8 protein-coding genes, 1 tRNA gene and 6 pseudogenes are annotated in these 12,628 nt (G+C 53.5%); 2 read left to right on the top strand and 13 right to left on the bottom strand.

Translation table 11 applies throughout. From position 1 onward, the window contains the following. Positions 1-119: 119 nt before the first annotated feature. Positions 120-722: a DUF6448 family protein gene (locus HVX72_RS19770; RefSeq protein ID WP_050489007.1), complete on the bottom strand. Its 603-nt coding sequence runs from the start codon at positions 720-722 to the stop codon at positions 120-122. A 233-nt stretch (positions 723-955) separates the two neighbouring features. Here HVX72_RS19770 and HVX72_RS19765 point away from each other — a divergent pair, with 233 nt between their 5' ends. Next, complete coding sequence (locus HVX72_RS19765) at positions 956-2,107, top strand: AraC family transcriptional regulator (protein ID WP_032180275.1); 1,152 nt, start codon at positions 956-958, stop codon at positions 2,105-2,107. Positions 2,108-2,234: 127 nt separating this feature from the next. On the opposite strand, the gene HVX72_RS22275 is transcribed toward HVX72_RS19765, so the two are convergent. From HVX72_RS22275 to tnpB, 5 genes and pseudogenes are all read right to left on the bottom strand, one after another. Next, positions 2,235-2,483 carry a DUF905 family protein gene (locus HVX72_RS22275; RefSeq protein WP_223307989.1) on the bottom strand — a complete coding sequence of 83 codons (249 nt, stop codon included), beginning with the start codon at positions 2,481-2,483 and terminating at the stop codon, positions 2,235-2,237. Beyond that, positions 2,463-2,816: pseudogene (locus tag HVX72_RS22270) on the bottom strand (TA system toxin CbtA family protein); the annotation flags it as partial. The gene HVX72_RS22275 and the pseudogene HVX72_RS22270, both read right to left, overlap by 21 nt. Positions 2,817-2,872: 56 nt before the next feature. Further along, positions 2,873-3,085: pseudogene (locus HVX72_RS19755) on the bottom strand (DUF932 domain-containing protein); the annotation flags it as partial. 37 nt (positions 3,086-3,122) lie between these two features. Continuing rightward, a pseudogene (locus tag HVX72_RS19750) lies at positions 3,123-4,680 on the bottom strand (IS66 family transposase). 19 nt (positions 4,681-4,699) lie between these two features. Beyond that, on the bottom strand, positions 4,700-5,047 hold the full coding sequence (gene tnpB, locus HVX72_RS19745) for an IS66 family insertion sequence element accessory protein TnpB (protein ID WP_038633649.1): 348 nt from the start codon (positions 5,045-5,047) through the stop codon (positions 4,700-4,702). A gap of 616 nt (positions 5,048-5,663) precedes the next feature. Here tnpB and HVX72_RS19735 point away from each other — a divergent pair. Continuing rightward, positions 5,664-6,566 (top strand): annotated as a pseudogene (locus HVX72_RS19735) (IS5-like element IS5 family transposase); the annotation flags it as partial. 238 nt (positions 6,567-6,804) lie between these two features. Here HVX72_RS19735 and HVX72_RS22265 read toward each other — a convergent pair. From HVX72_RS22265 to cutA, 7 genes and pseudogenes are all read right to left on the bottom strand, one after another. Next, positions 6,805-7,020, bottom strand: a pseudogene (locus HVX72_RS22265) (tetratricopeptide repeat protein); the annotation flags it as partial. 46 nt (positions 7,021-7,066) lie between these two features. Continuing rightward, the gene (locus HVX72_RS19730) at positions 7,067-8,332 is read right to left on the bottom strand and encodes an integrase arm-type DNA-binding domain-containing protein (RefSeq protein WP_032170149.1); all 1,266 of its coding nucleotides are present in this window, start codon (positions 8,330-8,332) and stop codon (positions 7,067-7,069) included. Between the two features lie 196 nt (positions 8,333-8,528). Next, positions 8,529-8,604, bottom strand: a tRNA-Phe gene (locus tag HVX72_RS19725). Between the two features lie 115 nt (positions 8,605-8,719). After that, positions 8,720-9,757: pseudogene (locus HVX72_RS19720) on the bottom strand (DUF1176 domain-containing protein); the annotation flags it as partial. Positions 9,758-9,965: 208 nt separating this feature from the next. Next, positions 9,966-10,541: a transcriptional regulator gene (locus HVX72_RS19715; RefSeq protein WP_042289679.1), complete on the bottom strand. Its 576-nt coding sequence runs from the start codon at positions 10,539-10,541 to the stop codon at positions 9,966-9,968. A gap of 36 nt (positions 10,542-10,577) precedes the next feature. Continuing rightward, a complete protein-coding gene (locus tag HVX72_RS19710) occupies positions 10,578-12,290 on the bottom strand; it encodes a protein-disulfide reductase DsbD (RefSeq protein WP_181822145.1) in 1,713 nt (570 codons plus the stop codon). After that, the gene (gene cutA / locus HVX72_RS19705; protein ID WP_060570353.1) at positions 12,266-12,613 is read right to left on the bottom strand and encodes a divalent cation tolerance protein CutA; all 348 of its coding nucleotides are present in this window, start codon (positions 12,611-12,613) and stop codon (positions 12,266-12,268) included. Before cutA ends, HVX72_RS19710 begins: the two co-directional genes overlap by 25 nt. Between the last annotated feature and the right edge of the window lie 15 nt (positions 12,614-12,628).

The following is a 12,628-nucleotide window of genomic DNA, read 5'->3' as shown; positions in this document are numbered from 1 at the left end:
GGAATGAACATATCAAAAACAGGTAATTACATAATTTTAATTACAATCCTCCAAATCCCGCTGGGCGTTATCGTGGTGATTCAGAGATGCCGCAAGGGCATCTCTGGCGGACATGATAATTAGTGCTGATGTTCCATCTCAGGCGATCCTCCTGCCGCCATTCCGTTCACTTCTTCGACAAAATGTATGTAGTGAACGTAGTCATTCACATATCCACGTCCCTGTTTAACCGATTGATTCACTTGTTGCTTACTTTGTTCAGCTTTAGCAAATTTTTCCCGGAGAGCATGCTCAACATTGGCAGTCACCTTCGCCACCAGGCTATCAACATTGCCGGCGTTGAGTGCGGCATCTGCCTCTTGTACAACCACGGGAATATGGCCTGCCGGTTTTACACCGGTAAAGGGCGCGCCTTCCGCCTCACGGTGAACACGTACCAGAGTGGTGAAGAGCTGCTGATCGGCCTTCTCCTGAGCGGCCTGACTGCCACCTTGTTTGCTTATTGCCTCGTCAAACGCCTTCCTGACGGTATCTTCACGGTTTTCTGGCACCCATTTTAATAACGGGGTAACATCATGCGCCTGGAGCGCGCTTTTAGCCTCGGTAATCACCGGTCCATCCATGCCGTCGCAGTGGGCGAACGCCGTTGTGCTTATCGTCATTCCCGCAAGGATCACGATGCTCGCGCACAGGGTAGTTCTGATGTTTTTCTGCTTTTTCACAATAATGCTCCCGGGTCTTTTTCGACCTGTTCATCTGCTTTTTGGGGATGTTAATCGACGTAGGATTTCAGACCCTCTGCCGATTTGACATCAGAGTACTGGCGTGAAATCAGGGCGTCGTTCGAATTGGTAAAGTCGAACCTACAAAGCGCAAAGTCGAACGTTCCGCTAACAAGAGGCAGAGCGGAACCCGTTCTTTATGTCTCGTTTTGAATGATTGGTGGCGGTAATACATGCTGATTGAGCTATCCGTTTTTCTTCTGGCAGCAGGAATAATGCAGGCTGTATTGCTTTCTGTTTTTCTACTTTTGCCGTCCAACATTGTACAAACCAGCAACCGGCTATTGGTGGTCGTCCTGCTGACCGTCGCCGCCGGTTTTGGCGAGCTTTTACTTTACGGAAGCGGTGTAAGTTTTTCACACCCAAACTACGCTTATATCGGTACGCTCATCTCTCTGCTTCAGCCGCCAGCTATCTATCTGTATACCCGATCGCTGATGTATTGCCGTTTTCAAATTCGGCTCATTCATGCCGTACACTTAATCCCGTTCGCGGCTGGCCTGATTGTGTTTTTCACACTATATGTTCCGCTACCTGAGTCGGAAAAAATAACAATATTACAACAACAGGATTTACCAGGAATGCCGGAACCTCTGCCCCTTGCGTTGGTCTATCACGGGGTATTTCTCGGTTGGTTGGGCTATTCGCTCGGCCGCTTGCAGTCATTTAATTCGGATATCCAGCGTCTTTATTCTGATATCGCCCGCCAGCAAATACTCTGGCTCCGCTTCCTGCTGTCGGGTTACGCGGGGCTGTGGATCGTCAGTATCATTTGCTGCCTGTTTTTCTATCTGTTCAGGCTAACCGATCAAACCACCTGGATACTGCCTGTTGTCAGTATGGCGGGGTTTGCGTTCATTAATACATTGCTGATCTGCGCACTGCGACAGCCCGCTGCGTTTATGGGGCTAACGCAGGAAGATGAAACCCTGCTGGTGGATATTCAGCCGGTTAAAACACTGTTGTTACCGGAGTCAAAACAGGTAGATAACGTGGTGGATTTTATGCGTCGGAATCAGCCGTTTCTGGATTCCACCCTCTCCTTAAGCCAGCTTGCGCGCCAGATAAAACTTTCACCGCACGATCTCTCCGCCATTATCAACAATGGATTTCAGCAGAACTTTTTTACCTTTATCAGCGAGTACCGCATAGAGTATGCCAAAAAGTTACTGGCCACGCCGGGAGATAAGCGGACCATTCTTGATATTATGTATGCTTCGGGTTTTAATTCTAAATCGGTATTTAATACTGCATTTAAGAAGCAAACAGGTGTGACACCCACAGAATATCGTCGGCAACATTGTCTACAAACAGTACTCCGATGACCTATTTTTTAATGCCTGGATACGCTTGGATAAAGAAGCATGGGTCGGACTTTCCACCAACAAAGGACAGTCAGTTGTTCAGGTTGAGATCCGCCAGCCCTGCCCCAGACGGGCCAGCGGCGTGCTGTCAGCGTTTTTTCACACCGTAGCGCTGCAGGTGGGTGTTCAGGTCATGACCAGCACCGGGCTCAAAGTTCCATGCCCGCCAGATGAGCTGGCCGTCCGCATCGCGAATGACCAGCCGGAAGTGGGTGTGCTGGTCATCCTCAATGCCAACGTTGATATACAGGGCGGCAGTGGCCTCAGCCTGTCTGCGGGTGAAGGTGCCTGCCGGAAGTGTCCCGTCAATCGGCAGACCTTGCGTGATATCCGTCACCCGCCTGTAATAGCCCCGCTTCAGAAGCCCTGTGGCTTTCCGTGCCCGCAGGACATCCGTGGGGGTGATAAGTGAAGACCGCACCGTGAAACGGAAGCTGCTCTGGCCTGTACGTACTAGGTCATATTTTTCAACAACATCATTCAGGGCATCCGCCAGCGGTATACCGGCCTCAATGTGCTCCTGAATCACGCCATCGCTGCCAAACGGCGTGTCGTTAAGAGTCAGTCCGTAGTGCTGGCTGAGCAGATATCCCAGCAGGAGGCGCCAGATTTCGACGGGGGACAGATGTGACAATGCCGCCCATGATAGTGAATCGGGTGATGTTTTCATATCGGTTATTCCGTAATGCTGAAGGGATGTAAGTGGTGGGGTATTACTGCATGGCTCAGGCCATTACAGCAGACACTACGGAACAGGCCCGGCAGCATCTGGTAGCTGCTGGAGCCGTCATGCGAGTTGAGCTGAATAATTTCCGGAACCTGCTGACCAGTGATTTGCCCGGCACGGCGCAGGCGCAGCATATGTTTCGTGTGCTCCCGGCGGCTCTGGTCACGGACGCGTGTCTGGCAGGCAAAGAACGGCTGAAAACCTTCACGTTGGTAAGCGTACAGCGAGAACCGTATTGACGGGGATGTGTTATTCAGTTGGCAGTGTGATGCGCCAGGGTAGCAGCTCGCTGACCCGGTTGACCGGCCAGTCAGCTATGACGTCAAGGACATGGCGAAGGTAGCTTTCTGGATCCACGCCGTTCAGTTTGCACGTCCCGATCAGACTGTACAGCAACGCTCCCCGCTCACCACCGTGGTCTGAGCCGAAGAACAACCAGTTTTTACGACCCAGACTGACCATCCGCAGCGCATTTTCAGCGATGTTATTATCGGCTTCGGCCCAGCCGTTTTCTGCATAGTACGTCAGGGCCGGCCACTGGTTCAGGGTGTACGTGAACGCCTTTGCCAGCTCCGAGTGTCGCGACAGCGTTTTCATTTTTTCACGCAACCAGCTTTCCAGGGTACTAAGCAGCGGTTTCGTTTTCCGCTGACGTTCAGCAAGCCGTTGTTCCGCCAGCATTCCTCTTATTTCCGCCTCCACGGCATACAGTTCGCCGATACGCTTCAGGGCTTCCTCCGTCAGGGCTGACGGCGTGCGAACGTGCACATCGTGGATTTTACGGCGGGCGTGAGCCCAGCAGGCGGCTTCCGTTATCCGGCCATCGCGGTACAGCTCGTTGAACCCGGCGTACGCATCCGCCTGTAGCACACCGCTGAACCCCGCAAGATGGGTCTGCGGATGGATGCCTTTTCTGTCGGGGCTGTAGGCGAACCACACCGCCGGTGCCAGCGCTGACCCGGCGTTGCAGTCATCACGAACATACGTCCACAACCGCCCGGTACGGGTTTTACCCTGTCCGGGCTCCAGGACATTCACCGGCGTGTCGTCTGCATGCACTTTACCCGACATCAGCACATAGTGGTTCATTTCATCGTACAGCGGGCGAAGTTGCTCTCCCATGATATCCACCCAGCGCCCCATCGTATTGCGGCTCAGCTCCACGCCCTGCCGGCGCGTAGATTTCAGCCTGGCGGTACAGTGGTAAGTGTTCAGCGAACTTCGCCATAATGATACGGGCCAGCAGCCCCGGGCTGGCGTAGCTGCATTCGATGGGTTTCGGCGGCAGCGGTGCCTGCACGATACAGTCGCACCGGCTGCAGGCCAGCTTCGGACGAACCGTTTCGATTACCCTGAAGGCGGTGTTGATGATATCCAGTTGTTCAGAGATGCTCTCTCCCAGCGGTTTCAGTTTGCCACTGCAGACAGGGCATTCGGTTTCTGCCGGGGCGATAACCTGCCTGTCACGGGGGAGTGTTGCCGGAAGCGCTTTGCGGGTGGGAGAGTCTGATGTTTTTGGTACTGCATCTCCGGCCATTGAGGTGAGTTGCGACTGCGCTTCGCCAAGCCTGTTCTGAAGCTCGGTTATCCGCTTTTCAGCCTGCGCGATCTTCTTTTCTATTTTCTCCCGGTTTTTCTCGCTGCTGCGGCCGAACAGCATTCTCTGCAGTTTAGCGACCAGTGCCCTGAGCGAGTCGATTTCGCAGGCGTAGCCGGTTATTTCACCGGACAGACGAACGATAACTGCCTGCTGCGCGACCAGCAGGGCCTTCAGTTGCTCGATGTCATCCGGGAGTTCACTGTTCATCCACCTGTTTTATCACGGGTTATATCCGTATACCAGGCTGTTCCGTCCGTTTTGGATGTTGCCATGCGATACCTTCCAGCAGCATGGACAACTGTGCAGGCGTCAGATGAACTTTCCCTTCCCGGGTCACCGGCCAGACGAAGCGTCCCCGCTCAAGACGCTTGGCGAACAGGCATAACCCGTCACGGTCTGCCCACAGGATTTTTACCATTTTGCCGCTGCGGCCACGGAAAACGAAGATATGCCCGGAGAAGGGATCATCTTTCAGCGTGTTCTGGACCTTTGAGGCCAGGCCATTGAAGCCACAGCGCATGTCGGTGACGCCAGCGATGATCCAGATTCTGGTACCAGTCGGCAGAGTTATCATCGGAGCTCCCCTTTCAACTCGCCAAGTAATACTCGCAGCAGAGCCGGTGTCATAGTTCCGTGTAGTTTTATCGTTCCACCTGGTAGCTCTACTTCGCAGCAGGGTACATCAGCAGGCGATGGTGCCGTCAGAGGGGCTGGAACGACTGGGGGAGGCGCGATACTTACCGGTAGCAGTTTGACAGGCAGGTTATCCCTGCGATTCAGTTTTCCCTGTTTATACTGGTGACGCCAGTTAAACAGCAGGTTGTCATTAATACCGTGTTCACGGGCAAGACGAGCCACGTTGGTATCAGGTTGCATCGACAGCTCCACAAGGTGGAGTTTGAACTCCGTGGAGAAATTAGGTCGCCGGCGTTTTTCGGGTATTTCTCTGGTGGGAACCGGTTCGTATTGTTGGCTTTTCCCGGGGTAGAGAAGCTGTTCAAGTTGCTCAGGTGATATATGTTCGGGAACGGGCCAGTTCAGACCTGAACGGGCAAAGCGCCGGAACAGACTCTGCAGGGTGGTTCTGGGAATGTTGATTTGTTTACTTATCTGTTTCCTTAAGGAAGGTGCGAACAAGTCCCTGATATGAGATCATGTTTGTCATCTGGAGCCATGGAACAGGGTTCATTATGAGTCATCAACTTACCTTCGCCGACAGTGAATTCAGCAGTAAGCGCCGTCAGACCAGAAAAGAGATTTTCTTGTCCCGCATGGAGCAGATTCTGCCATGGCAAAACATGGTGGAAGTCATCGAGCCGTTTTACCCCAAGGCTGGTAATGGCCGGCGACCTTATCCGCTGGAAACCATGCTACGCATTCACTGCATGCAGCATTGGTACAACCTGAGCGATGGCGCGATGGAAGATGCTCTGTACGAAATCGCCTCCATGCGTCTGTTTGCCCGGTTATCCCTGGATAGCGCCTTGCCGGACCGCACCACCATCATGAATTTCCGCCACCTGCTGGAGCAGCATCAACTGGCCCGCCAATTGTTCAAGACCATCAATCGCTGGCTGGCCGAAGCAGGCGTCATGATGACTCAAGGCACCTTGGTCGATGCCACCATCATTGAGGCACCCAGCTCGACCAAGAACAAAGAGCAGCAACGCGATCCGGAGATGCATCAGACCAAGAAAGGCAATCAGTGGCACTTTGGCATGAAGGCCCACATTGGTGTCGATGCCAAGAGTGGCCTGACCCACAGCCTAGTCACCACCGCGGCCAACGAGCATGACCTCAATCAGCTGGGTAATCTGCTGCATGGAGAGGAGCAATTTGTCTCAGCCGATGCCGGCTACCAAGGGGCGCCACAGCGCGAGGAGCTGGCCGAGGTGGATGTGGACTGGCTGATCGCCGAGCGCCCCGGCAAGGTAAGAACCTTGAAACAGCATCCACGCAAGAACAAAACGGCCATCAACATCGAATACATGAAAGCCAGCATCCGGGCCAAGGTGGAGCACCCATTTCGCATCATCAAGCGACAGTTCGGCTTCGTGAAAGCCAGATACAAGGGGTTGCTGAAAAACGATAATTAACTGGCGATGTTATTCACGCTGGCCAACCTGTTTCGGGCGGACCAAATGATACGTCAGTGGGAGAGATCTCACTAAAAACTGGGGATAACGCCTTAAATGGCGAAGAAACGGTCTAAATAGGCTGATTCAAGGCATTTACGGGAGAAAAAATCGGCTCAAACATGAAGAAATGAAATGACTGAGTCAGCCGAGAAGAATTTCCCCGCTTATTCGCACCTTCCTAAGATTTTGTGGTAAAACCGTGGCGAAAAGCTATCGCACCTTTAATGTATTCTCCATTCAGAAAATACAGAAGACTAAGTTCATACCAGTAAGGTGAAAATTCAACTACATGCACCATCAGTACATGGACTGCCCCTCATGGTCGCCATGAGCGTAACAATTCCGGTCCTATCAATCAGCGTGCTCCCTGATTATCTTCGGGGTTGTACGCCAGTATTTTATCAATGAGTGCTCTTCCCCTGTGAGGGAAGAGCATGTGTGTGTATGGAGTTCTGTCACCTTCTCAAAGGATTATTAATTTTTGCATAGTCAAAAGGGCTGACACTCTGTTCCCTGTTAGCATCCAGAAAATCAGCCCACCACTGCAACATCAGCTTTCGCTCATCCAGATGTTCCGCTTTATGGATATACGCAGCCCGCACTGTGTTACGTTCCATATGGCTCATCTGACGTTCGACCGCATCTCTGGACCAAAGACCTGACTCAATCAACGAACTACAGGCCATTGCCCGGAAGCCGTGACCACAGACATCGACCTTTGTATCATAGCCCATCAGACGCAGTGCGTTATTTACAGTGTTCTCACTCATGGGTTTCCATGGATTGTGATCGCCGGTGAAAATCAGTTCATGTTCTCCGCTGATAGTGTGGATCTGCTTCAGTATATTCACCGCCTGAGTAGATAGTGGCACAAGATGCTCTGTTCGCATTTTTGAGCCACGATGGGAATACTTGACCCCTTCAATAGGTTTCCGCTCAGGAGGAATGGTCCACATGGCTTTCTTGAAGTCGATCTCAGACCACCTGGCAAAGCGTAGTTCGCTGGAACGGATGAAGATAAGCAGGGTGAGTTTAGTTGCCTGCCGGGTGAGAGGTTGTCCTCTGTAGGCATCCAGTCGTTCAAGAAGCTCTGAAATGCGATTTAAGGCGAGGGCAGGGCGGTGCTGGCGTTTCACTGTGGTTAACGCGCCAGCCATATCCAAGGCAGGGTTATAGGTGATAATGCCTGACTGGGCAGCATAGCGCATGATTGCAGTGATACGCTGCTGAAGGCGCGCTGCGATTTCATATATCTCCTTTGCTTCGGCTGCTTTAACGGGAACAAGTAAATCGGGAGTCCTGAGGGTGGTAATGTCACGTGAACCAATAAAGGGGAAAACATGAGTTTCGAGGCTTTTCAGTATCCTCTCATTGTGTGAGGCTGACCATTTTTTGTTGCTCTTATGCCACTGTCTTGCGATGCCTTCAAATGTCTGAGCTGTTTCGGGTACCGACTTTTTGATCCTTTTCTGTTCGCATGGGTCAGTTCCCTCAGCTATCAGCTTTCTCGCCGTATCGCGTTTTTCCCTTGCTTCTGATAACGAGACTTCAGGATAGACCCCCAGAGCGAGCGTTTTCTCTTTGCCCAGAAACCGATAGCGGAGCCGCCAGTAGCGAGAGCCGTTAGGGTGAACGAGCAAGAACATGTTGCCGCTGTCGGCAAGTTTATAAGGTTTTTCATCCGGTTTAGCGGCACGGATTTTAGCGTCAGTGAGCGCCATTGGCGGTATCTCCTGATAGTAAAAAGGGGTATAAATTTTATCGAATCAGACTATACCCTCAGTTGTACCCTCGCAAGGGACTTGATGCGGGTTGAAGTTGATTGAGTTGGGTGGAGTTAAGGGATTGTAGGAATGTTGGTTTTGGCGGGCTTAGAATGCAAAAACGGACCTCCGTGGAGGTCCGTTGATATGAATTTGGTGCCCGGACTCGGAATCGAACCAAGGACACGGGGATTTTCAATCCCCTGCTCTACCGACTGAGCTATCCGGGCAACGGGGCGCATTAAACCGTAATCACGCCCGCCAGTCAACCAAATTTCCTTAAAAGCAGTTCAACTGCTTAACTTTGCGGCGATTCGGGTACAATTCAGCGATGTTAGCCCACCATCATAGTGCGCCGTTATCGCCTTCCCGAAACTGCCAGTCGCTTTTTATCGACGTTGCCTGGCGCAGGCCGGAGATCGCATAGCCGCCCACAATATCACCTTTCCCAGCGGGCGAGCTAAGGACAACCTCGGCATCCACACCATGTTTATAAAATCCGTGATGGCTGAAGACGGTGCCGATATAACATTTCTCGTTTAGCCACACGGGAATCAGGGCGACGGTTTCTATGGTGTAATGGCCTGCTACGCCGCTGCTGTACCATTCCGCGTCTTCTGCTGAGATGCCTTCAGGAACCGGGCAGATAGCGGTGTCAGGCTGGTCTGACGGGAGGTCTTTAAGCAGATGGTCCTGCATGATATCCAGCGTCCTGACTAGCCCCGCCTTGTCCTTGTCGCTCAGCGCAGGGGTCAAAGGGCGGCCTTCTTCTGCTGAGTCGATGACATTGAGCGTATAGCGATAGCGGAGGGTTACTACCGGCACCTTATTGTCTGTGCTGAACGGACGCAGCAGATAAATGTTATCTTCGCCAAAGACGCCGTTGAACCAAAGCGCGTACACCTGGCCGTTGATACGTACCCACTGGCTCCACTGGTTAGCACCGCGGCCATTTTCCGAAAATAACGCGCCGGGTACCCCAAAGTCATCGTCGTTAGCGTTTTCATTCACGGTAAAGAATGCGCTCTCACCCCGTTTAAGCACGCCGGTATAGCTGAAGAGGCCCGTCCCGCCAATATAACTGTCGATAATGAGATCGCGCTTGCCATCGCCGTCCAGATCAACCAGCGTAAAATTCACCTGACCATTTTCTGCATAAGCGCGAATGTTGGAATGCAAAAATGCCCGCCATTCATCGTCACTGATTTCCGGTGAAGGTTTTGTCGTCGGCTGCGATGAATCTTCCGTGTATGAAAGGGTGAATCTGGTGAGCTGGCCCGTCAGCGGGAACCGTTTGGCGATGTTGCTGAGATCGAGTTCAGGATCGGTTTTTTGTTGATCAATTAAGGCCTGATGAAGTGTTTTCAGGGCGACATTATCGCTATACCCGACCGCCCGGCAGGCGCTCGTGTTATCACAGGCGACTTCCCGGTCTTTATGAGCAAATGAAACGCCGTTTAGCGGTGCGGCGAAGAGGGACGAAGAGAGAAGGCCCGTCAGAAGGGCGCAGGACAAGAGACGCATATAATTCCTTTTATTGGGGCGGTGCTGGCGAAATTATATGCGATTCAACGAGGTAACGAAATGAGAATCAGGTCAGCGCGCCACCCTGACGGCACTGGGCGAAGCGCAGAATGTCCTCCGCCAGACGGTGCGCCGTCTCCACGTCGGCCTGACTGCGGTTAACCAGCATGCGACTCAGGCAGCCTTCCAGCACCAGTTCCATCTGTTTTGCAACCATTGCCGGGTCGTCAACTTCCAGCGTGGTGAGCAGTTCGTGGGTAAAGTCATGCGCTGCGCGTTTTTGTTGATCCGCAAGTTGATGAATGGGATGCGCGGGATCGGGGTAAAAGGTGCAGGCGGCGATAAACAGGCAGCCGGGATAACGGTTATTGCTGACACATTCGGTTAGCGCCGCGTAGCGCGCCAGTAGCTTTTGTTCAGCGGTTTGAGTGTCGTCCAGCATCAGTTGGCGGCGCCAGATGTCTACCTGCTGACTCAGATAACGCAGGGCGTCATACAGCAGGGCCTCGTCGTCGGGCCAGAAACGCAGCATCTCTTCGAGCGGATAATCAACGCGCTCGGCCACCATCTCCAGCGTGGTATTGGCAATCCCATGGATCTCTAATAACTTTAGGGCTTCTGCCAGAACATCTTCACGTTGCACGGTATATTCCTCCCACTTTGCTGTTGCAAGTGTCGCTCACGGTTGGCGATCGCGCAAATGCGCGCTAAACGTTGCGGCGTCCATAAAGCCTGTTACTCGCGCCTGCGGGTGCTCCTGACCTTCTGCGTCAAAGAACAGAATGGTCGGCAGCCCAAGTACCTGTAAATGCTTCAACAGCGCCACGTCCTGGGCGTTATTGCCCGTGACGTCAGCCTGTAACAGCACCGTGTCGCCCAACGCCTGTTTCACCTGCGGCGCGCTGAAGGTGTATTTCTCGAACTCTTTACAGGCGACACACCAGTCGGCGTACAGGTCGAGCATCACCGGTTTGCCTTTGGCCTGCGCCAGCGCCTGATTAAGTTCGTCGATATTGGATACCTGTTTAAAGCTCAGATGCGATTGCGTCTGCACAGGGGACGCGCCAAACGCCCAGTCCTGTAACGGACGCACGCTGACCAGCGCGGCCGCCAGCAACATTATCTGGACGAGACGTATCCAACTGCGCGTTGCCTGCAGACTGGTGATAAACGCCCAGCCAAAGAAGGCGACGCCCAGCAGCGACCACAGGCGTAAGCCCCACGTATCGCCAACGATCCGCTCCAGCAAAAAGACCGGTAGCGCGAGGATCACAAAGCCAAACGCGGTTTTGACCTGCTCCATCCACGGTCCGCTTTTTGGCAGCAGGCGATTGCCGAAGACGGTGACCAGCATCAGCGGTAGCCCCATCCCGAGCGCGTACAGGTAAAGCGTGCCGCCGCCAAGCCACATATTTCCGCTTTGCGCGATATACAGCAGAATGGCGCTGAGCGGCGCGGTGGTACATGGCGAGCAAATCAGCCCGGCGATAGCGCCCATTGCAAATACACCACCCGCAGAGCCGCCCTGCTGGCGGTTGCTCATCAGCGTCAGGCGAGTTTGCAGTGACGACGGTAATTGCAGCGTAAACAAACCGAACATCGACAACGCAAGAAGGGTGAAGACTATCGCGAGACCCATCAATACGTAGGGATGCTGAAGCGCGGCCTGGAACTGCAAACCTGCCGCAGCGACCACCAGGCCCAGCGCGGTATAAGTCAGCGCCATCCCCTGCACGTAGATAAAGGTCAGCAGCAGCGCCCGTCCGGTAGAGAGACGTTGTTTACCGCCCAGCACAATCCCGGAAATGAGTGGATACATCGGCAGTACGCAGGGCGTAAAGGCGATGCCAATGCCAATCAGCAACGCCCACAGCGCCGTGAAGGGAAGCTGCGCAGGCGGCGGTTCTGGCGGTTGAGCAGATTGCGGCGGGGCTGGCGTCGCGGCTGGCTGGGGCGCTGTGCTGGCAACCACTTCGCTTAGAGGGACGGTTTTTGTTTCCGGCGGATAGCAGAAACCAGCATCAGCGCACCCCTGGTAGATGACCGTCAGCGTCGCGCCAGCCGCAGCCTGTTGAACATTGACCGGAACAGTCAGTCGCTTGCGGTAGATTTCACTTTTACCGTAGAACTCATCTTCATGCCAGGCCCCCGCCGGGAGCGTGACGTCGGCAATCTTCGCCTGAGCAGGCGTGATGTTAATCTGCTTGCGGTACAGATAATAACCGTCTTTCACCTGCCAGGTGAGGTTCAGGTCGTGCTGGTTTTGCTGAAAGTCAAAGGCAAAGGCCTGGTCAGCAGGAACAAAATTCGAGCGTCCCGGCGCGTCGAACAGTCCCGCGAAAGACGATGTGCTGCAAAGTAGCAGGATCAGCGTAAGGATGCGTTGAGCCATGAGAGGTAATCACTGTCTCCGTGAGTAACGGGTAAAACCAGAAGTTCGGGCGTTTGATAAGGATGATGCGACTTCAGGCAATCGAGTAAGGCTTGCTGGCGCGTCACCGATGTTTTCAGGATCATTTGCACCTCATATTCCTGCTCCAGCTTCCCTTCCCAGTAGTACAGAGAGGTCGCGCCGGGGATCAGCGTGGCGCAGGCGGCCAGCTTTTCAGCCAGCGCTTTAGCGGCCAGATCCTGAGCAGTGGCTTCATCCGGTGCGGTGCAAAGCACGACAACGGCATCGGGGATGGACTCGTCCTGACGGCTAACATCAAGCATAAACACCTCGAATGA

Origin of the sequence: Citrobacter sp. RHB21-C05 (assembly GCF_013889015.1) — a bacterium.
Taxonomy (GTDB): Bacteria; Pseudomonadota; Gammaproteobacteria; order Enterobacterales; family Enterobacteriaceae; genus Citrobacter_A; species Citrobacter_A sedlakii.
Note: the sequence above shows the minus strand (reverse complement) of the source record. Positions and strands in the feature narration are given on the sequence as shown.

Coding starts and splice junctions, on each gene's coding strand:
- tnpB (WP_038633649.1), bottom strand. CDS start 5,047: ATGATAACTCTGCCGACTGGTACCAGAATCTGGATCATCGCTGGCGTC.
- HVX72_RS19765 (WP_032180275.1), top strand. CDS start 956: ATGCTGATTGAGCTATCCGTTTTTCTTCTGGCAGCAGGAATAATGCAG.
- HVX72_RS19730 (WP_032170149.1), bottom strand. CDS start 8,332: ATGGCGCTCACTGACGCTAAAATCCGTGCCGCTAAACCGGATGAAAAA.
- cutA (WP_060570353.1), bottom strand. CDS start 12,613: ATGCTTGATGTTAGCCGTCAGGACGAGTCCATCCCCGATGCCGTTGTC.
- HVX72_RS19710 (WP_181822145.1), bottom strand. CDS start 12,290: ATGGCTCAACGCATCCTTACGCTGATCCTGCTACTTTGCAGCACATCG.